We start from the raw sequence: 21290 nt of genomic DNA, 5'->3' as shown, positions 1-21290 counted from the left end.
TGTTTCCTTTATCACCAATCAATATTTCGATTATAGCAAAAAAACTTCTATTTCCGACACCCGGAAATAGAAGTTTTGCGTAATTTTTGTAAAAGTTAAGAACGAAACCAGTTATATCCTATTATTAAGAGAATAACTTAGCCGCATGACGCTCTTCATACGCAGCAATTTCATCTGCATGCTGAAGGGTTAATCCGATATCATCCAGACCTTGCAGCAAGAACTGACGACGGTGCTCATCCAGATCAAAGCTGATGCTCAGTCCAAATTCATCGTGAAGTGTATTGCTCTCAAGATCCACGGTCAATTGGTAGCCATCATGCTCGGCTGTCCGATTAAACAACTCATCCACTTGCTCTTCCGAAAGCTTGATCGGCAAAATGCCATTCTTAAAGCAGTTGTTGTAGAAGATATCTGCATAAGAAGGTGCAATGACAACTCTGAACCCATAATCCATAATCGCCCAAGGTGCATGTTCCCGTGAGGAACCACAGCCAAAGTTAGCACGTGAGATCAAGACAGAAGCACCTTTATAGCGTGGCTTATTCATTTCAAAGGCAGCGTTATCGTTACCAGCTTCATCAAAACGCCATTCGTAGAACAAAAATTGTCCAAATCCTGTCCGTTCAATCCGTTTCAGGAACTGCTTTGGGATAATAGCATCCGTATCTACATTCACCCGATCTACTGGTGCAACAATTCCTGTTAATTTTTTAAAAGCATCCATAGTTTTATCCTCCCGTGTTCTCTCTAGTTCTATGAGCTGACAGCTTCCGTCTTATAGTTCCAATCACGTACATCAGTGAAACGGCCTTTTATCGCAGCTGCAGCAGCCATAGCTGGGGATACCAGATGCGTGCGTCCACCGCGACCTTGACGTCCTTCAAAGTTACGGTTCGAGGTAGATGCACAGCGTTGCCCAGGTTGCAGTACATCAGGGTTCATCGCAAGGCACATGCTGCATCCCGCTTCGCGCCATTCAAAGCCCGCGTCAGTAAAGACTTTATCAAGCCCTTCCTTCTCAGCCTGCATTTTAACACGACCAGATCCAGGAACAACAATGGCAGTAACCTTGTCAGAGACTTTATGGCCTTTTGCTACCACAGCTGCCGCTCTCAAATCTTCGATCCGTCCGTTAGTACAAGAACCGATAAATACATAATCAATTGGAATTTCAGAAATAGGAGTTCCAGGAGTCAAATCCATATATTCAAGCGCTTTTTCAGCAGCTTTGCGTTCATTTTCAGTGGTAAAGTCAGCCGGATTTGGCACGCTAGAGTTGATATCTGTACCCATGCCCGGGCTAGTACCCCAAGTCACTTGTGGAATCAATGTCTCCACATCGAATTCAACTACCGTATCATATTGAGCACCTTCGTCACTAACAAGACTCTTCCATCCTTCAACAGCAGCGTCATATGCTTCGCCTTGCGGCACATATTGACGTCCACGCAGATAGTTAAAAGTAGTTTCGTCAGGAGCGATCAAGCCTGCTCTTGCTCCGCCTTCGATCGACATGTTGCAGACGGTCATACGTTCTTCCATCGACAGCTCACGAATAGCTTCACCTGTGTATTCAATTACATAACCTGTTGCAAAATCAGTACCATACTTAGCAATAACACCAAGGATCATATCCTTTGCTGTTACGCCAGGATTGCGTTTACCTGTGAAACGAACTTCCATAGTCTTAGCTTTGGATTGCTGCAAACATTGGGTAGCCATTACATGTTCAACTTCACTAGTACCGATACCAAAAGCCAGCGCACCAAATGCTCCATGTGTGGAGGTATGGCTGTCACCGCAAACGATAGTTTTACCAGGGTGCGTCAAGCCGATCTCAGGTCCCATTACGTGTACAACGCCTTGATCGATATCATTCAGGTCGAACAATCTAACACCAAAATCAGTACAGTTTTTAGAAAGTGTATCAATTTGCTGCTTGGAAATTGGATCTTTAATATTAAAACGATCCTTGGTAGGAACGTTGTGATCCATTGTAGCGAAAGTCAGCTCAGGACGGCGAACCTTGCGGTTACTGAGGCGAAGTCCTTCGAAAGCTTGTGGAGAAGTTACTTCATGAACCAAATGCAGATCGATATAAATAATGCTAGGTTTACCTTCCTCTTGATGAATAACATGATTATCCCAAATCTTTTCAAACATTGTCTTGTTGCTCATAATTTCACCTCATTAATAGAATCGTTCATTGGAAGAGAGCGTGGAGTCTCTCTTGAATGATCTAAATATAACATCACCATCTTTATAATTCCAAGATATGATATCTATAGAAGTGATAGGTTTAACCTATAAATTGAAGATGATTTTTTTGCTGAGACCCTAGTTAGCCCACTCCTTAGACGAATGCCCTTCATACTATATCGGGTCCTGGTTGTTGAAATGCAGTGCATTTGTTAGCGCAGAAGGAGTTGGAACAATTGAAGTCAGGAACGAGACTTACCGGGCGAGTTATTTTCAAAGGTGATCAAGGGTATGAAACGGCACGTATGAATTGGGATCCGCATACTGACAAATTCCCGAAAGTGTTTGTTTTCGCACAAAAAACACAAGATGTTGCAAACGCCATAAAATGGGCTAACGAGAATAAAGTCCCCATCCGTGCAAGAAGCGGTAGACATTCTCTGGAGGTTAATCTTTCACAGGTCACCGGAGGTATTGTCATCGATGTAAGTGAAATGAAGAAAATCAAACTAAATAAAAAATCAGGAACTGTTGTTGTGGGTACCGGAAATACAGTGGGGAGAATTGCACACACGCTAGCTGGGCAAGGATATATGGCTCCATTCGGCGATAGCCCTACGGTTGGAATCGGAGGCATCACCCTAGGCGGGGGTATCGGGCCGCTCCAGCGAACTGTGGGCCTTGTTAGTGATAATCTAATCGAACTCGAAATGGTTGATGCCAAAGGGAAAATTATTCGTGCCAATAAGAATAGTAACTCTGATCTCCTCTGGGCTTCCCGCGGAGGTGGCGGGGGGAATTTCGGAGTTTACACCAGTTACAAATTCAAAGTACGTCCTGCTCCAGCTTCGGCTACCGTTTTTCGAATCACCTGGCCTTGGGATCAGTTCGAGAAGGTATTCAAAGCTTGGCAACTCTGGGCTCCTTGCGTTAATACCAAACTGGGCAGTGAATTATCCATTGGTCCGAAAAAAGGCGGTAATGTCACTATGACGGGGCTGTTCCTCGGATCAAAGGCAGAGGCTTCCCGCCTCTTAAAGCCCGTTACGAGCGTTGGAACGCCTACGAATCAAATCATCCGCTCTTTGCCCTATACAAAAGTAGTGAGTTTTATGTTAGCGCCTGATCCAGTGCTAACTCAAAGAGTCAGCAACCAGTTCTCCAGCGGTTTCGTAAGAAAACCTTTCCCGGACAAGGCAATTAAGTCCATGCGTGAATTCTTAGAGAAAGTGGAGGGAGAATTCGCAGGTTTCTTTTTCCTCAACTGGGGTGGAGCTGTGAGCCGTAAGTCACCCAAATCTACAGCCTTTTACTGGCGTAAAGCGAAATTCTATGTTGAGTGGAATAGCTCATGGATCAAGAAATCGGAAGCTGCCAGAAATATATTCGTAGTACGAAATACACGCCGGAAGCTGCAGCCATTTATCGTGGGGAGCTACATCAACGTTCCAGACCAGGGAATTAAAAATTCCGGACCAGTATATTATGGAGCGAACTATCCTAGATTACGGAGAGTCAAAGCTAAATATGACCCGGGAAATATATTTAACAACCCTCAAAGCATCTCTCCAGCCCGCAAAGTATAGTAAGACGTAATAGCGTAGCATCGAAATTAGACCGGCAAACATAAAGGACTCCAGCGAATACTGGTAATCCACCCCTTCCTATTTGCCGGTCAGTGCGTTCGTACACGAACTTACATGTGAACCTATATAAAACTTCAGTTTCATAGTTTATACTTATAAGTAAAAACAATCTCCCAAAGGAGTTTATACATGGAACTGAGACAACTACAATATGTACTGCAAATCGCAGCCGAAAAAAACTTCTCCCGTGCAGCGGACAAGCTGCACATTGCCCAACCATCACTCAGTCAGCAGCTTTCCAAGCTGGAAAAAGAGCTCGGTGTAATGCTGTTCCAGCGAAATACCAGCTCTGTTGAACTGACCTATGCTGGATCTAAATTCGTAGAGCAAGCCCAAATCATCATTGATGGCGTAGAACTGCTGCGACAAGAAATGTCTGATATTTCTGAACTACGTACCGGGCGCGTCGTTGTAGGCAGTATGCCGATCACTGGTGCACATTTACTACCGCATGTACTTCCGGTTTTTAAACAAAATTACCCGGAAGTAGAAATCACTCTGCTCGAAGACTCCTCCATGAACCTAGAGAAGCTCACTGCGAGTGGTCAGACTGATTTAAGCCTGCTCTCATTGCCGCTCGAAATTCCGGCTCTTGCTTACGAAGAACTGGGTGAGGAAAGGATCGATCTTGCAGTCCCACCCGAACACCCGCTAGCTAAACGTAGCTTAGATGGAACTAAGACCTCTTTGGAAGAACTAAAGGACGAGCCATTTATCGTACTTAAAGAAGGCCAAGGCTTCCGTAAAATGACTATGGATCTGTGCCGAAACGCTGGCTTCGAACCAAAAATTGTTTTTGAGAGCAATAACATGGAAACAGTTCAGTCACTGGTCGCCACTGGAATGGGTGTAACTCTTGTGCCTCATTTTATTGCCCGTGCACCGCGGAGTGAATTCGTCCCTGTCTACTTACCGCTCACTGATCCTGCCCCTAGCCGAACACTTGTCGTAGCCTATCGACGCGGACGTTATTTATCTAAAGCCGCTAAGGCTTTTGTAGAAACATTTAAATCTACGGTATCTGAATTAACCGAAGAATAGACCCTTGGAGGGCTGCTCTGATCATCTGACACCGAGCCGCACTTTCATTAACTGGCCCATTATCGTTAGGTGTCCCTGTATGATTTTCCACAAATTCACGAGTTACACTATTCTGGAACTCTGCTTTTTCGTTTAGATCTTGATTCTGCGCCTGCTCAGGATTGTTGTCTTTAGTCAATTTAGTCCACCTCTTGGTAACAGATTATAAGTATTCCACCCCCGTACTTAGAGGTTAAACAGAATAATCAAAGCTTTCTAATGCGAGAAATAGTTCCTTCGTTTTTCCTTTGCAAAGCAACCATCTCCATGGTATTCTATTGAAAATAAGTGAAACGTGCAGACGGGACCAGTAAGAATGAGTCTAACCGCGCCTAGAGAGTAAATTCCGACAGGCTGAAAGAATTTACCGCGGTTTTCGTTCCGAATCCTACCCCCGAGCGGCCTGTGCTAAGCAGGACGGATCCTCCCGTTACGAGAATGAAGTCGGATGATCCCTCATCAATGAAGGTGGTACCGCGGAAGTTTACAAGCTTTCGTCCTTTGCTAAGTCTAAGGATGGGGGCTTTTTGTCGTTTTCAGCATCTATAAAAATACTGAGGAAGTGAACAGATATGACGACACGAATCGTAGTCAAAATAGGCAGCAGCTCACTGACTGGAACAGAAGGCGGATTGAATCGCGAAGCCGTGTCCTTCTTCTCTTCAGAGATTGCCGAATTGAAGAGAAACGGCTGCGAGGTGTTATTAGTAACCTCCGGTGCTGTAGCCGCAGGCTTTCGCAGTATCGGTTATCCTACACGTCCGAAGCTGCTACATGAGAAGCAAGCAGCTGCAGCTGTAGGCCAAGTACTGCTCATGCAGGCATATCAGGAAGCTTTTGCCGAGCATGGAATAACCACAGCACAGATCCTACTAACCCGTACCGACTTTTGCAGTCGCAGAGCTATGAACAACGCTATGATGACGGTAGAAGAGCTGCTTCGCCTAGGAGCGGTACCCGTATTTAACGAGAATGACACCGTCTCCGTTGATGAGTTAAAATTCGGTGATAACGATACTTTGTCCGCGCTGGTAGCTAACCTGCTGAAAGCCACCAGATTGCTCGTCTTAACTGACATGGATGGCTTATATAGTGGAGATCCTCGGAAACATCCCGACGCTATTCGCTATCAGTTCGTTGATGATATTACGCCGGAGATTTATGCTATTGCTGGTGGAGCTGGCTCTAGTGTGGGGACAGGTGGCATGCGTTCAAAAATCGATGCTGCCAAGATCGCTACACGAGGCGGTGTGCCCGTCTTTGTTGGGAGAGCTACCGAACCAGGGGATTTACAACTCGCAGCGACAGGCTCGGGCCGAGGTACTTATTTTGCAACCAAGTTATCTTCTTTACCTGTTAAAAAGCAATGGCTTGGCTTTATGTCCACCCCACTCGGCTCCCTGTACGTTGACGAAGGCGCCGTTGAAGCGCTGCTTCATGGCGGTCATAGTCTGCTGCCTGTCGGCGTCAAGCAGATCGAAGGTAACTTTCACGCTGGGGATGTTGTAGAAGTCCTTGGACCAGACTCCAAATTGCTGGGACGCGGGATTGTGAATTACGATGACACTCAGCTGCGCAGTATTCAAGGTTTACCCAGCCGTCAGATTGTACCGAAGCTGGGAGAAGTACACCGGCTGGAGGTCATTCACCGTGACGAATGGATTACATTGAGGTAAAAATTTTGCCCATACAAATTTAAGGAGGAATCGTCATGAGTGAAGTTGTCAATAAAGCAAAATTAGCCAAGGAAACCACCGGAGTATTAGCGAGTCTAACTACCGGCCAAAAAAATGAAGCACTCTTAGTTATGGCTGATGCGCTGCGCCGTGAAGCTCCAGCTATCATTGCTGCCAACCGGGAAGATCTGGAACGCGGACGCTTAAGTGGTACTCCTGAGTCCATGCTTGATCGACTAGCGTTAGATGTAGGCCGAATTAACAGTATCGCAGAAGGACTTCAACAAATCGCTGTATTACCCGATCCAATTGGTGACACGCTAGAAACTATTGAACGTACAAATGGTCTCAACATCCAGAAACTCCGTGTTCCACTCGGTGTCATCGGCATCATCTATGAAGCACGTCCAAACGTAACTGTTGATGCCGCTGGTCTGTGTCTAAAGACTGGTAACGCTGTTGTGTTGCGTGGTGGCTCCTCCGCCCTGTCCTCCAACCGACAAATTGTCGAGGTTCTTCACAACGCTCTAGCAAATACTTCAATGCCGAAAAATGCGCTACAGTTGATCGAAGATCCCAACCGTTCCTCGGTTGATGAAATGCTTAAGCTCAACGGACTACTTGACGTGATTATCCCTCGCGGAGGAAGTTCACTTATTCAAAATGTTGTGCTTAACGCAACCGTGCCCGTCATTGAAACGGGTGCAGGCATCTGCCATACTTATCTCGACGCAAGCGCTTTGCCAGAAATGGCTCAGAACATTAGTCTGAATGCCAAAGCACAGCGCCCTTCAGTTTGCAATTCCATGGAGACGCTACTCGTTCATAAGGATTACGCAAACGAGTATCTGCTTTCTTTGGCCAAAGCTTTCCGTGATGTTAACGTTGAATTACGTGGCTGCCAGGAAACATTATCCTTTGTCCCATGGGCATTACCTGCAACATTAGAGGACTATGCTACTGAATATAATGATTATATCTTGAATATCAAAATCGTCAGCGATTTAGACGAAGCTATGCAGCATATCGCCCAGTATGGCACGAAGCACTCGGAATGTATCGTAACTGAAGATCCGGATAACGCTTCACGCTTCTTACAGGAGGTTGATGCTGCAGCTGTTTACCACAATGCTTCAACCCGCTTCACAGACGGCTTTGAATTTGGATTTGGTGCAGAGATCGGCATTAGTACACAGAAACTCCATGCCCGTGGACCGATGGGTCTGCCTGCTCTTACTTCAACCAAATATAAGATTTACGGAACAGGTCAAATTCGGGGTTAGTGTCCATGCATCCGTTTTTAATTACACCAATTTTAGGAGGATTTTGAGCCATGTGTCAGCAACCTTCCATTCCACTTATGAATCATAATATTGTATTTTATGGCGCAGGCTCTATGGCAGAAGCCATCGTTCGCGGGATGATTAGCCGTAGTATCGTGAAATCCGATAATGTTATTATGCTTAACCGTAGCAGTAGTGAACGTCTGGCAGAACTAAGAAGTCGTTACGGTGTAATCGGTACAAATGATCCTGAACAAAAAACAGATTACCTACGGAACTCACCAGTAATCGTGTTGGCTATGAAACCAAAAGACGCTGCAGAAGCACTTCGGGGACTCAGCCCACTTCTCTCACCTGATCAGATCATAGTCTCTGTAATTGCTGGGCTGTCCATTCGAACGATGCAAGGTCTGCTTGGCAAAGAGCAACCCATCGTCCGTACTATGCCGAATACTTCTAGTTCCATAGGTCTTGGTGCCACTGGCATAGCCTTTTCCAAAGAAGTAGATGAGAAAGGACGACGCCTTGCACTCAACATCTTTGAAGCTGTCGGACTAACAACAGTCATTGATGAAGAACGCATGGAGACCTTAACGGGTATTTCCGGCAGTGGACCTGCCTACATTTATTACATGATGGAGGCAATGATCGCTGCCGGTATACGGGGCGGACTGCCGCTTGATCAAAGCACGGAGTTAACCGTTCAAACGGTTCTTGGCGCTGCTAGAATGGTACAACAGACGGGCGAGGATCCAGCTGCACTTCGTAAGAAGGTCACATCCCCGAATGGCTCTACACAAGCAGCGATAGAAGTACTCGAGCAAGGAGAATTTTTTGAAACTGTCATCGCGGCAGTAAATCGCTGTGCCGAACGTTCCCGTGAAATGGGCGCTGCGCTTGAGAAAGAGCTGCATTCGTAAAATAAAAAGATCGCTTCCCATACCACATTGGTCAGGAAGCGATCTTTTTTTCAATTTAAGGCCATGATTAGCCCGTTACAACATTTCCATAAGTATCTCGAACAATCACTTTAACATTAGCCGGAGCCCCAACAGTCACGTCCAGCGTGTTCCGAGAATTATCGAATAGCAGATCTCTAGGAGTTTCCCCTAAAATGATGTATAGCGTATTCCCAACATGCTTAGTTTGAAGCAGCTGTTGCTCTTGTGCTTCTTGTAGCTTTCCTTTATTTGAAGAATAACTCCCGAATACATTCAGCTCGTTTCCACCCGTTTGATCTACTTTAATCCCATAAGGCTCTGCAGCTTGGATAATGATGGTACTAACGCCCTCTGGAACGGCTCCCTTCCAATCTGGCAATGCGTAACTTTCTTGCACAGCTGAAACGGTACGGCGAAATTCCTGTGTTAATCCTAAAGAACTAAATCCCGCAAAAACCAAACAACATACAGCTATAAACCCTACGAACAGAACGCTTAGCACATCATAATACATTTTTCCTTTTCCACGAAACCATAAAGTGTATATCACAATTTCTAAGCCTAATAATATAAAAATGATCGGCCACCAAGCAAGCGTCGCCTCAAACACTTCGGCGCCCCTCCACTGCGAGACCATGATTAGTGCTCCCAGAAATAAAAGGCTCAATCCCATCGACAACGTTCCAACACGCCAGCGTCTTGATTTATCTTCAGCAACCGGACGCTCACTTGAAACAATAACTCCTTGCTGTAATTCTGTCGGATTATTCAAGAATGACCACCTGTCCCTTTTCTCCCTTTATAGTTCTTGCTTCCCGCCATCAGCTTCAAACCACCGCCAATCAACAGCACAGATACGATAAAGGTCCTGAAATATTCATTGACTATATACTCTAAACGCCATCCAGGAAATCTGATATCAAGCGCAGGAACTGCGACATTAACTACAATGTAATACAGTCCTAGACACATCAGAGCAGCTCCAAGCCATCCTTGATGATTTAAAAATCCTTCTATGACTGGCTTATCCTGTAAAGGTTCACGTCCATGTCGGCTGACAAGCTGTAAGCCATCGAACAAACTGTAAAACCAAATGACTGGAATGAGGAAGAATAGCAGCGTTAAACGCAGTAGGTCCATGACATAAATACTCCCTAGAAATAGCAGCATGAGCTGTAATCCTCTTTTTTGCAGCCCTAGATACATTTGTCCGGCACCCGGAAAAGCAGAAAGCAATGTAGCCAAAACTTTGCTACGGCGCCCCTCCTCACGACCAGCCTCCATCTCTTCGAATAAAGTACGATCTACCATTTCTTCTCCAGCTTGCTTACGATGGATTAACTGAACTGCATCAAACATACAATATAACCAAATCACTGGTAATACGCCAAACAGGAGAAGGAAAACATCACTTGACGTAATCCCTGCCAGGAATAACATCACGGTCATAAAACCGAAGAAAGAAATGAGGAAAGACAATCCTCGCTGCATCAACCCCATATGAAAATGACCCAATCCTGGAATGAACGATAATAAAATTACATGTACACGCTCATTATCGTCTGTCTTAACGGGCATTGAAGAAAAATCAAAATTCGATCCATCTGGAGTCATTATCGGAGCAGGCATCTGCAGCATTTTAACCACCAGATGCACCATCGAAACCGTCCCAATAAGTAGGAACCCTATCACACCCATTAATAGAATATCCTCGGCACCTTCAGCCACAGCTATTAAGAATGACATAAATAAGATGCCAAAGCTTAACAGAAGATAAACAATTCCCTGTGGGCGTTTTCCCATATAATAATGACCTGCTCCAGGAATCAAATTAAGAAAAAAAGCTTTTAATTTACTACGCTGCTGTTGCATATTTCATTTCTCCTCTCATCACTTTCTGCTGCCCATTAGCTGATCCAACCATCCGCTAGTTGCCTGTATGACTTGCTCGCTAAATGATAGGGAATTATCTTTTTTAGGGATCATTAGCTCCATTTGACCTGTGTGCAGCTTATCAAACATACCAGATGACATTATCAACAGCGTAAGTGACGCGGCAACCGCATAATGAAAGATTGTCTTTTCATACCAGCGATATCGCCGCCCCCCTTCTTCAACGGTCATTTGTTCCAATGCCTCAGAAGATTCCGTCAGGTTAGCCCAATCTCCCATAACTCTCTCTGTAAAAACAGACGAATTCTCCAATGAAGGCAGATCCTCCTGTAGCTCATCCAACATTTTCATGTATGAAGTAAAACTTTCCGTATCTTCCAGCAGCAACTGTTCCCAATCTTCTCTGGTCGCCTCGTCCATGTGACCTTCAATATAAGCTTTTGCTTGTTCCCGTTGGATTAGATCGTCTCCACGCTTCATCATAGCCATTCGTCCTCCTTCCAATGATTTCGGATCCATTGTCTCGCCCTATACAATCTGGACTCTACCGTCTTCAGGGAAATTCCCTGCTCCGCAGCAATCTGATCATATTTTTTATGTTCCAGATAATAAGCCACCATAATTTCACGATGAGTTTCAGGCAGGCTATTGATTTCACCGAGCAGCCGATCCATCCGATCACGGCGTATAACACCTGACAACACATCCTCTTCGTTGGAAGCGGTCTGGCTCAGTACAAGCTCATAGTCAACAGGAAGTTCCCTAAGTCGATCACGTTTACGTTTCGCATCAATTGCCTTATTTAAGGCGATCCGTGTAATCCATGACTTTAAGCCTTGATAACGGTAGTCAGGGAGAGATTTGTACATTTGTAAAAAAGCTTCCTGAGCAGCATCTTCAGCCATTTTGACATCGCGTAATACAGAATAAGTAATTTTGTAAATTTGCTGACTGTATGTATTTACAAATTGACGGAACGCATCCTCGTTACCTTGACAAATCCGCTGGATTAATATCTCTTCTTCAATGACTCTCCCCTCCTTCCCACAGCAATAGACGCGCCCGATTACAACTACCCCTGCACTTTTTAATAAAAATATTAAAAAGAACCGCACTGACTTTAGCGATGGGCTAAAGCAGTGCGGTTCTCTCCTAATCTATCTTCCGCCATTGCGGAATTTTTGTGTATAGTTCTTAACATCCTGAGCGTTCTTGACCCGGTTGCGGGCCCATTCCAGCAATATTCGATCTATATAACGGAAATGAACCTTTCCTGCAAATACAGATTCCTTCAGCGCTAACAGAATCAGCTCCTCGGGATACCGGTCTTGATCCACCCAACTGGATATCGTCTCACACTCCATTGGAGATAGCGGACGTCCGAATTCCTTTTCGAAAATACTGAACAGATTTCGGCTTTCCTCTTCAGCCCCAAGTTGAGAAGGAGATGAGGGGGGCTTTCCGCCGAATCCACCCCCTGAAGCAGCCCGCGGTGCCGACGTTGCATAGCCACCTACGTGCTTATCTTGCTCATGCTCTTGTACAACTGTCGCTAGATAAGCACCAAGCTTTCCGTATAACCCTGAGAAATTGTAGCGTTCATAATGGATGTCTCTTAGCTCATCGTTGTCTCCATCGATGCTAATAAAACCTTCCTTCATAAGCTTCTGCAACTCTCCTGCTAGTACAGATATGCTACGGCCAGTTACAACTTGAAGCTCCTCAAGAGAAGGGAAGTCAATCCCTTCCACCTGCCTGAAAGAAAGCAGATGTATCAGCAGCATAGCTTCACTTCCGCTTAAATTCAGCTTCCGGTAATACTTCAGTAATGCGTAAGGTATGACGGCCATTCCGTTCTCCAGACCGAAGGAGACGCCTTCGCCCCAGGTACTCCATCCTTTGCCGTCCATGAACGTCCCCCTTCAAATATAAGAACTTATGGGTAGAGACGGTACAGTGTACGTGGGAATGGAATAGTCTCACGTACATGGTCAAGGCCACAGATCCAAGCTACAGTACGCTCAAGTCCAAGTCCAAAACCAGAGTGAGGTACAGATCCGTAAGTACGCAGATCCATGTACCATTTGTAAGAGTCCATCGAAAGATTATGCTCTTTGTAACGCTCTTCAAGCAGCGCAGGATCATCGATCCGTTGTGAACCACCAATAATCTCTCCGTAGCCTTCTGGAGCGATCATATCCGCACACAGTACGACTTCCGGACGGTTTGGATCTGGCTTCATATAGAACGCTTTGAAAGAAGCAGGGTAGTGAGTAATAAATACAGGTTTATCGTATGCTTCTGCGATTGCTGTTTCATGAGGTGCACCGAAATCATCACCCCAAGCAATATCTTCAAAGCCTTTATCGTTCAAGAACTTGATCGCATCGTCATAAGTAATGCGTGGGAATGGAGCTTTGATATTCTCCAGCTTGGAAATATCGCGACCTACCGCTTCCAACTCCGCACGGCAATTCTTCAATACAGATTGCACTACGAAGCTAATAAATTCTTCCTGAACCTTCAAGCTTTCTTCGTGATCTGTAAAGGCCATTTCTGGCTCGATCATCCAGAACTCAATTAAGTGGCGACGAGTCTTAGATTTCTCTGCACGGAAAGTTGGTCCAAAGGAATATACACGGCCTAGTGCCATTGCCGCAGCTTCCATATACAACTGTCCGCTTTGTGTTAGATAGGCGTCCTCATCGAAGTACTTCGTGTGGAACAAGTTAGTAGTTCCTTCTGCTGACGTTGGCGTCAGAATCGGAGGATCCACCTTTGTAAATCCACTCTCGTTGAAGAACTGTTGGATTGCACGAATAATTTCCGCACGAATTACCAGAACAGCCCGCTGCTTCGAAGCACGCAGCCAGAGGTGACGGTGATCCATCAAGAAATCTACGCCATGCTCTTTCGGAGTAATTGGATAATTCTCTGTAAGATGCAGGACTTCAATTCCAGTTACAGTCATTTCAAAACCAGATTGACTGCGAGGTTCCTCACGGATAATTCCGGTCACATACAAAGAGCTTTCCTGTGTGAGGCTCTTAGCTGCATCCCATACCTCTTCAGGCACTTCTGATTTCACTACAACTCCCTGAATATAACCTGTACCATCGCGAAGCTGCAGGAACTGAATTTTACCACTGGAGCGCTTGTTGTTTACCCAACAACCGATAACAACACTCTCTCCAACATGTTCATTCACGTTCTTAATTACACTCTTGTTAGCCATGCCTTCAATCTCTCCTCTAATTTAGCCGTTAATTCCTTGCACAATACGGTGTGTATCACGTGCAATGACAAGTTCTTCGTTTGTCGGAACTACTAGCACTTGTACCTTGGAATCTTCCGTAGAGATACGACGTGGATCGCCGGAACGAACTTTGTTAGCTTCAGCATCCAACTCAATACCCAGGAATGTAAGGTTATTTAGCAGTTTCTCACGAAGCAATGAAGCATTTTCACCAACACCGGCAGTAAATACGATCGCATCTACACCGTTCATGGCAGCCGTATATGAACCGATATACTTGCGCAAGCGGTACTCATACATTTCAAAAGCTAGTGTGGAATTAGGCTCACCTTTTTCCATACCATCAATAATATCGCGCATGTCACTGCTTACGCCCGAAATTGCTAAGAGACCACTATGTTTATTCAACATGGAGTTAACTTCGCCTACGGACAATTCTTCCTTGTTCATCACATAAGGGACAATTGCTGGGTCAAGATCGCCACTGCGAGTACCCATCATCAAACCTTCCAGAGGGGTCATACCCATGGAAGTATCCACGGACACTCCACCTTGAACTGCAGTTACACTACCGCCGTTACCGATATGACAAGTAATGATCTTCAGATCTTCCAGCGGACGCTCCAAGTACTCCGCAGCAGCCTTGCTTACGAAGTCGTGTGATGTACCGTGTGCGCCATAACGACGAACTTTATATTTATTGTACAATACTCTAGGAATAGCGTACATATAAGCTTTTTCAGGCATGGTTTGGTGGAATGCAGTATCGAATACAACAACCTGCGGTACACCTGGCATATTTACTTCAGAAGCCGTAATCCCCATCATTGCTGCTGGGTTATGCAGTGGTGCAAGGTCAAACAATTGACGAATTTTCGTTTTTGCGTCAGCATCCACAAGTGCGGAGGATTTGAAGAACTCTCCACCATGCACTACGCGGTGACCTACAGCATCAATTTCTTTAATAGATTCAATTACACCATGCTCTTTGTCTGTAAGACAAGCAAGGACTTTGCGGATCGCAGTATTATGTTCCAGAATTTCGCTTACTTCTGTCACTTCCGCTTTGCCAGTAGGTTTATGATTCAGAATGGAGGAATCCATCCCGATACGTTCAACCAAACCCTTAGCCAAAACCGATTCATCGGTCATGTTATACAGCTGATATTTCAAAGAAGAACTACCTGAGTTAATAACTAAAATATTCATACACGGTCACCATCCTTGTCGTACTTGAAGAAGCCTTCTCCTGATTTCATACCCAGTTGTCCTGCACGTACCATCTTCTTAAGAATTGTAGAAGGACGGTATTTCAGTTCTCCGTATTCACGGAACATATTTTCGAGTGCCGCAAGTACCGAATCCAGGCCAAATCTGTCAGCCATTTCAAGCGGCCCATATTGGAATTGATAACCAATACGCATAGCATCGTCAATATCCTGTGCGGAGGCAACGCCTTCTTGCAGCACATGCATAGCTTCATTGATAAACAAGCAAATGAGGCGTGATGTTACAAATCCTGGGGATTCATAAATCATTACACCTTTTTTCTCAACAATCTCATCAACAAAGGATTTTGTATCTTCAAAAGTAGCATCTGAAGTTTTCAGACCACGTACGATTTCTACAAGATCCACTTTAGCTACAGGATATATGAAATGCATTCCGATCACGCGTTCCGGATACATCGTAGAACTTGCAAGTTCAGTCAAGCTAAGTGTTGATGTATTGCTGGCAAGAATAATGTGGTTCGGGCATACTTGATCCAATTGATTCAAAATCTTTTTCTTTTCTTCCAAATCCTCAACAATGGTTTCGATAACCATGTCACAAGAGCTGAGCTCCGCGAAATGTGTCACTTTTTGAATGCGGCTAAGAATCAGCTTCTTCTCAGCTTGAGTGATCGCCCATTTCTCCAGTTGCTTATCTAGACTTGTCTCGATCATTTCGTAAGAGTAGTCCAGTTTCTCCGCGGTTTTCTCCACTAGTAATACATCCAGGCCTTTGGCTGCTAACATTTCAGCAATACCTTGTCCCATTGTGCCACCGCCGATGACACCTATTTTTTTGAAATTCATAAAAAAGTCTCCATCCTTTCAGGTATCTATACTTTTGTATTGTACCTTGTCTGTCGCAAAAATTTATAAAGCCCGACATATAATGATATCTTAGCATGCCTGAAAAGTAAAAAAAAATAACCAGCATAAATATTTATGCTGGTAAAAGGACGCTGTCACGAAATTGACATCGAAATTGCTCTCCAGAGAGTACTTCTTCCTTCATTAAAATGTCAAGAGAGTAATCAAATACATTTCGTTGCTTTTCAAGGTGCTCACGAGTGCGCGTCATCAACTCATCCAATATCTTACTATTTTCCTTCATAAGCTCTTCAGTGGTAACCATTTCCAGCTTGGCGATACCTAGCGAAGTTAAACCTGACTTCATCATCGTTTCCACAATATTCAGCGCCTGATCGAAATCACCGCGTGAACCTGTGCTTCGTCCACCATAATACATTTCTTCAGCAGCGGCTCCACCAAGTGCAATCATAATCTGATCTTCGAGATAATCTTTGGTGTACAAATACTGCTCCTGCTGAGGATTATGTCGCACATAACCAAGGGCTTGCCCACGCGGAGTCAGCGTAACCTGACTAACGCTTCCGGGACGAAGGAGCTCTGCCATGATGGCATGTCCCAATTCATGAATAGCGACTCTCTTTTTCTCTTCGTGATTTGTTTCTCTATCCGTTTTTTCACCCATCATTACCTTGTCAATCGCCATCGACAGATGCCGCTGCTCAACTTTCGTCAAGTCCTCACGCATCATATAAATCGCTGCCTCATTCATGACACTTTCAAGCTGAGCACCGGAAAAGCCATAGGCTTCTTCAGCAATTTTGTCGAGACTCACCTCTGTATGAAGAGGCTTATTCTTCGCATGCAATTCGAGAATCGATTTGCGGCCCTTTTTGTCAGGCATGTCCACTTGAATATGACGGTCGAAGCGTCCAGGACGTAGCAACGCCGAATCAAGCATTTCTTTCCGGTTTGTTGCAGCTACCAGTAGAATACGCGGTGTTTCGTTATTATAAATACCATCCATCTCAGTCAACAGCTGATTCAAGGTCTGATCATATTCACGCTGCTGGCCGCCTTCACGTTTACCGCCAATTACGTCAATTTCATCAATAAAAATAATGGCACTCTGTTTATTTTCCTTAACAGCACGGTTACGAGCATCCTTGAACAAATCGCGGATCCGGCCGGCCCCGACACCTACATACATTTCTACAAATTCACTGCCTGATGCAGCCACGAATACAGAGTTTGTATAATGCGCAGCTGCTCTGGCCATAAGGGTCTTACCTGTTCCTGGAGGGCCAGTGAGTAGAATCCCTTTCAAAGGACGAATCCCAAATTTACTGATCTCCTCATGCCGGATCAAAAAATCAAGTGCCTCACGAAGCTCTTGCTTCGCATTGTCTTGCCCACCAATTTCTTCAAAAGTGAGCTTTGAAGGCCCTTCCTTCTGGCGTTTCTTCCCCGCACCAGCGTTCACCGTAAGCCCGCCACGCAAATGAGCAATTATAAGTAATGCAGTAAGCATTCCAGCTGCTATAACAATCGGGAATATATTAATACCTAAAAAAGCCATGAAAATAAACAGCACAGGAATAAATCCGAGTAAAATTTCTTTAAGGTACTTAGGCATTATTCCATACCCCCAAGGTCGCAGGTTTTCGCGGCAAAATAATAAACTTGCTTTCTTTTCCATTACTCAAGCTTACGTACACATTGTTGTCGTCGATATCAGTAGATGCTATCACATCTTTAAATTCCGTATTTTGCTGTTTCAATCTATCAAGTTCTGTAGGTATAATCGTATATTTACGGCTCTCCATGGCTTCAGCTACAGAGAACATCGCTTTATCCCAGTAATCATCCAATAGTTCACTTGAATTTTGCTCCACATCGAGTTTAAGTTTACGTCCTTCAATCACTGATTTTCCTTCTTTGGATACATACGATACTAGATCACGTAAATTCGTGCCCGGCTGCAAATCAAGTTTCAAAGTGACCTCATCGCGGTTAATACTAATATGTGAAGTATTTACTCCCTCAAATCCAGTTACAATCTTTTGGAGCGGTTCCTGTAAAGCAAACTGACGATATAAAAAGAATCCTCCGAATAATAGCATAGCCGACAGTAGAGACGTTATCAGTACAGGTACAAGACGTAATTTCAAGAAACGTCCTCCTCTCAAAGATGAAAAAATGTAAACAGAATGATCCAAAGTCATAGCTGCTAAGAGCTCATCAGAGCCTGACGTTCTACTAACACTGTTCTAATTACAAACAGTAGTATATCACAGGTGTATATACTATATTGAAAAAAAGTGTGAAGATATTTAAAATTTTATTTTTTAATTCTTTCCATTTTATTTAATTTATTGATTTAATTCGACAAAAAAAGGGCTGTTACTCTTAAATAACAGACCTTTTTTCGTATGAATCTTTAAATCCCAATATATAAAATCTACTCTTATAGTATATCACAGTTAGTGTACTTATAGTATATCAAATAATATGTCATTTTAAAAAACAAGCGAACCATAAATGGTCCGCTTGTTTCTCCTATAATGCTTTTGTTTAATTTAGCGGCTAGGTAAACTGTAACCTTCACCCATTCGAGCCCCATCTGAGAACCGATAAAATTGATAATAATATCGACCGCTTTGTTTATAAAAAAGCTGCCAAGCATACTCCCCGTTATATACTCCTGGCAACAACCGCTCAATGCTGATGTCCGGAAGATCGGCTTTTATAAGGCTACGCATTTTCGCTTCAGAGGTTCCTTTACTTAGTTCTTCAGCATATACTGCGTCGGTTCCTTCAGCAAACTTCCCGTCTACAGTAAAACGTACCCAAACCATCAACTCGGTCCCGGCTTCATTCTTCCCTGTTAAGACCCAGTACACCGCATTTTCATCCCACACGGATTTCTGCGCTTTGGTTACCTCTGTCAGACCAGCACTGGTTTTAGCGACATCCTTAGCGATATCTCGCTCGTTCCATTGATCTTTCATAATATAAGCATAGAACTGGATAAGTCCGAACAGAAGGAGCAGAATCAGAACTGACCCCAGGAGGATCCATTTTTTCCTTTTCTTCAAGGTACAGCTCCCTTTCTAGTAATATATCTTTTTTGATTATATAACACACCTGTGTGTTTATCCAAAGTTTCATATCCAATTCAATGATCTATTATCAGAAACACAAAAGGCTGTAACTTTGCAATCGCAGAAAGTCACAGCCTTTCAGTTATTCGTTATGATCTTAGACTATCGTTTAAGCAGTCCATCAAATGATTCTTGCGCCTTACGACGGATTGTTTCCTCATCTAGCGTTACACATTCTCCATGTTTTACAACCTGTTTACCATTCACCCATACATGCTCAACGTCCTTGGCGCTGGCAGAGTATACAGCATGAGACAACAGATCTGTGTGTGGTAGCAAATGCGGCTGGTCTATATCAATCGCGATAAAGTCCGCTTTCATGCCAACAGCGAGTCTACCCACATCATTTAAAAAGATAGACTTTGCGCCATACTCTGTAGCTATACGCAGCGCTTCCGGAGCTGGAACAGCCGTCGGATCACCACTTACACCTTTATGGATGAGAGCTGCAAGACGCATCTCTTCAAACATATCCAGGTTATTATTGCTTGCCGCACCATCTGTACCCAGTGACACCTTCACACCAGCCTTTAGAAGATCCGTCACCCGAGCCACTCCACTAGCCAGTTTCAGATTACTTCCTGGGTTATGAGACACGCCTACATCATGACGAGCCAGTATCTCGATCTCTTCATCATTCAAATGAACACCATGTGCAACAATAGACGGACGTGTGAACATTCCAAGCTTCTCTAAATGCGCTACAGGCCGAAGTCCGTAATCCACCACATTCTGCTCCACTTCGCGTTTGGTCTCGGACATATGGGTATGCATCGGTAAATCCAAATCATGTGCCGCTTGTACAAACTTAACAAAGAAGTCCGGTGGGCAAGTATATGGGGCGTGTGGCGAGATCATCGTCGTAATTCTGCCGTCAGCCTTACCATGCCAATTTCGTGCAAAAGAAATCGCTTCCGCAAGCTTGTGATTTTGCAATTCCTCTGGGCATAATCCGATTACGCCTCTCATCAGTACGGAACGGATGCCTGATAATTCGACTACCTCTGCTACTCGGTCCATATGATCATACATATCCAAGAAGGTTGTAGTACCACCTTTTAGCATTTCCAGTACCGACAAGGAGGTTCCCCAGTATACATCTTCTCCAGTGAATTTCGCTTCCATTGGCCACATCTTCTCTTGAAGCCACACCTGAAGTGCTAAATCATCTCCATAACCACGAAGCAATGACATTGCCGCATGGCCATGTGTGTTTACCAGACCTGGCATTAACAGCAGACGACTGCCATCAACAACTTGCACATCATCTTCCATTAAAGGCTCTTCTTTTCCTATGTAAGTGATCAAATCATCTTCAATAGTCATGTATCCGCTCAGAACCGGCTCATCCGTTCCCGGAATAAGAAAACGCCCGCCCTTAATAATCGTTTTACTGCTCTTCATTTCCGGTTTCTTCCTTTCCGTCTTTCAAATAATAAGCAAGGCTTTGCAAATCCGTTGTAAAATCGGCAGCATGAACCCGGATATTCGATGGTGTTTTTAGAATCACTGGTGCAAAATTCAAAATCGCCTCAATGCCAGACTCAATGAGAATATCTGCTACATTCTGCGCTTCTGAATCAGGCACAGTAATTATCCCAATTCGAATACCTTGCTCACGAACCGTCTGACCAAGCTCCTCCATCGGTTGAACGGTAAGAGAGTTGATTTTCCGCCCTACCTTAGGTGCATAGGAGTCAAATATAGCGGTAATCTTCATAGTATCTTTCAGATAAGCATTGTAATTAGATAATGCATGTCCAAGGTTACCGGCTCCTACTAAAGCCACATTCAATTGTTGATCCAGCTTCAGAATATGACGGATTTTTTCAATAAGATAAGTTACGTCATACCCGATACCTTTTCTACCAAAGTCTCCAAAATAAGCTAAATCTTTACGAATTTGAGCAGGATTTAAATCAAGTTTTTGTCCTAGTTCTTGTGAGGAAACGGTTAATATTTCACGTTTCTGGAGATCATTCAAGAAACGCAAGTACACAGGAAGTCTGCGAACAACGGCTTCTGATATTTTATCCGATTTCATAATTTACCTCCTAATTTAAGTGATATT

21 protein-coding genes are annotated in these 21290 nt (G+C 44.2%); 5 read left to right on the top strand and 16 right to left on the bottom strand.

Going from position 1 to position 21290, the window contains the following annotated elements; all coding sequences use genetic code 11:
• Nucleotides 1-124: 124 nt before the first annotated feature.
• Nucleotides 125-727: a 3-isopropylmalate dehydratase small subunit gene (gene leuD, locus PAENI_RS23480; RefSeq protein ID WP_042190082.1), complete on the bottom strand. Its 603-nt coding sequence runs from the start codon at nt 725-727 to the stop codon at nt 125-127.
• A 29-nt stretch (nt 728-756) separates the two neighbouring features.
• On the bottom strand, nt 757-2181 hold the full coding sequence (gene leuC / locus PAENI_RS23475) for a 3-isopropylmalate dehydratase large subunit (RefSeq protein ID WP_149646842.1): 1425 nt from the start codon (nt 2179-2181) through the stop codon (nt 757-759).
• Nucleotides 2182-2438: 257 nt separating this feature from the next.
• Here leuC and PAENI_RS23470 point away from each other — a divergent pair, with 257 nt between their 5' ends.
• Nucleotides 2439-3788 (top strand): FAD-binding oxidoreductase, encoded by a 1350-nt coding sequence (locus PAENI_RS23470; RefSeq protein ID WP_149646841.1) that lies wholly within the window; start codon nt 2439-2441, stop codon nt 3786-3788.
• Between the two features lie 189 nt (nt 3789-3977).
• A complete protein-coding gene (locus PAENI_RS23465) occupies nt 3978-4889 on the top strand; it encodes a LysR family transcriptional regulator (protein ID WP_076284590.1) in 912 nt (303 codons plus the stop codon).
• On the opposite strand, the gene PAENI_RS23460 is transcribed toward PAENI_RS23465, so the two are convergent.
• Nucleotides 4861-5067 (bottom strand): hypothetical protein, encoded by a 207-nt coding sequence (locus tag PAENI_RS23460; protein WP_149646840.1) that lies wholly within the window; start codon nt 5065-5067, stop codon nt 4861-4863. The genes PAENI_RS23465 and PAENI_RS23460 overlap by 29 nt on opposite strands.
• Before the next feature lie 433 nt (nt 5068-5500).
• Between PAENI_RS23460 and proB the strand changes: the two genes are divergently transcribed.
• From proB to proC, 3 genes are read left to right on the top strand one after another with little or no spacing between them, the layout of a single operon-like run.
• Nucleotides 5501-6604: a glutamate 5-kinase gene (gene proB / locus PAENI_RS23455; protein WP_149646839.1), complete on the top strand. Its 1104-nt coding sequence runs from the start codon at nt 5501-5503 to the stop codon at nt 6602-6604.
• A gap of 35 nt (nt 6605-6639) precedes the next feature.
• On the top strand, nt 6640-7887 hold the full coding sequence (locus tag PAENI_RS23450) for a glutamate-5-semialdehyde dehydrogenase (RefSeq protein ID WP_149646838.1): 1248 nt from the start codon (nt 6640-6642) through the stop codon (nt 7885-7887).
• A gap of 50 nt (nt 7888-7937) precedes the next feature.
• Nucleotides 7938-8807: a pyrroline-5-carboxylate reductase gene (gene proC / locus PAENI_RS23445; RefSeq protein WP_042190097.1), complete on the top strand. Its 870-nt coding sequence runs from the start codon at nt 7938-7940 to the stop codon at nt 8805-8807.
• A gap of 67 nt (nt 8808-8874) precedes the next feature.
• Here proC and PAENI_RS23440 read toward each other — a convergent pair whose 3' ends face one another.
• The 13 genes from PAENI_RS23440 to PAENI_RS23380 form a co-directional block, all read right to left on the bottom strand.
• Entirely contained in the window at nt 8875-9600 is a 726-nt protein-coding gene (locus PAENI_RS23440; protein WP_149646837.1) for a hypothetical protein, read from the bottom strand.
• Nucleotides 9597-10700, bottom strand: coding sequence for a hypothetical protein (locus tag PAENI_RS23435; RefSeq protein ID WP_149646836.1), 1104 nt, complete (start codon nt 10698-10700; stop codon nt 9597-9599). Before PAENI_RS23435 ends, PAENI_RS23440 begins: the two co-directional genes overlap by 4 nt.
• Nucleotides 10701-10718: 18 nt before the next feature.
• A complete protein-coding gene (locus PAENI_RS23430; RefSeq protein WP_149646835.1) occupies nt 10719-11204 on the bottom strand; it encodes a hypothetical protein in 486 nt (161 codons plus the stop codon).
• Nucleotides 11201-11836, bottom strand: coding sequence for an RNA polymerase sigma factor (locus PAENI_RS23425; RefSeq protein WP_262495697.1), 636 nt, complete (start codon nt 11834-11836; stop codon nt 11201-11203). The genes PAENI_RS23430 and PAENI_RS23425 overlap by 4 nt, the downstream gene beginning before the upstream one ends.
• Nucleotides 11837-11878: 42 nt before the next feature.
• Complete coding sequence (locus PAENI_RS23420; protein WP_060622747.1) at nt 11879-12631, bottom strand: DnaD domain-containing protein; 753 nt, start codon at nt 12629-12631, stop codon at nt 11879-11881.
• 26 nt (nt 12632-12657) lie between these two features.
• Nucleotides 12658-13956: an asparagine--tRNA ligase gene (gene asnS, locus PAENI_RS23415; RefSeq protein ID WP_036676308.1), complete on the bottom strand. Its 1299-nt coding sequence runs from the start codon at nt 13954-13956 to the stop codon at nt 12658-12660.
• Nucleotides 13957-13977: 21 nt separating this feature from the next.
• Nucleotides 13978-15186, bottom strand: a complete 1209-nt coding sequence (locus tag PAENI_RS23410) for an acetate/propionate family kinase (RefSeq protein WP_042190106.1) — start codon at nt 15184-15186, stop codon at nt 13978-13980.
• Nucleotides 15183-16055 (bottom strand): 3-hydroxyacyl-CoA dehydrogenase family protein, encoded by an 873-nt coding sequence (locus PAENI_RS23405; protein ID WP_042129488.1) that lies wholly within the window; start codon nt 16053-16055, stop codon nt 15183-15185. Before PAENI_RS23405 ends, PAENI_RS23410 begins: the two co-directional genes overlap by 4 nt.
• Nucleotides 16056-16188: 133 nt before the next feature.
• The gene (locus PAENI_RS23400; protein ID WP_076284584.1) at nt 16189-17691 is read right to left on the bottom strand and encodes an AAA family ATPase; all 1503 of its coding nucleotides are present in this window, start codon (nt 17689-17691) and stop codon (nt 16189-16191) included.
• Nucleotides 17684-18226, bottom strand: coding sequence for a hypothetical protein (locus PAENI_RS23395; protein WP_042190109.1), 543 nt, complete (start codon nt 18224-18226; stop codon nt 17684-17686). The genes PAENI_RS23400 and PAENI_RS23395 overlap by 8 nt, the downstream gene beginning before the upstream one ends.
• Nucleotides 18227-18634: 408 nt before the next feature.
• The gene (locus tag PAENI_RS23390; protein WP_149646834.1) at nt 18635-19153 is read right to left on the bottom strand and encodes a cell wall elongation regulator TseB-like domain-containing protein; all 519 of its coding nucleotides are present in this window, start codon (nt 19151-19153) and stop codon (nt 18635-18637) included.
• 168 nt (nt 19154-19321) lie between these two features.
• The gene (locus PAENI_RS23385; RefSeq protein WP_149646833.1) at nt 19322-20623 is read right to left on the bottom strand and encodes an amidohydrolase; all 1302 of its coding nucleotides are present in this window, start codon (nt 20621-20623) and stop codon (nt 19322-19324) included.
• Nucleotides 20610-21263, bottom strand: a complete 654-nt coding sequence (locus PAENI_RS23380; protein WP_076299589.1) for a redox-sensing transcriptional repressor Rex — start codon at nt 21261-21263, stop codon at nt 20610-20612. Before PAENI_RS23380 ends, PAENI_RS23385 begins: the two co-directional genes overlap by 14 nt.
• Nucleotides 21264-21290: the final 27 nt, after the last annotated feature.

This window comes from Paenibacillus sp. B2(2019), from assembly GCF_008370385.1.
Taxonomy (GTDB): domain Bacteria; phylum Bacillota; class Bacilli; order Paenibacillales; family Paenibacillaceae; genus Paenibacillus_AQ.
Note: the sequence above shows the minus strand (reverse complement) of the source record. Positions and strands in the feature narration are given on the sequence as shown.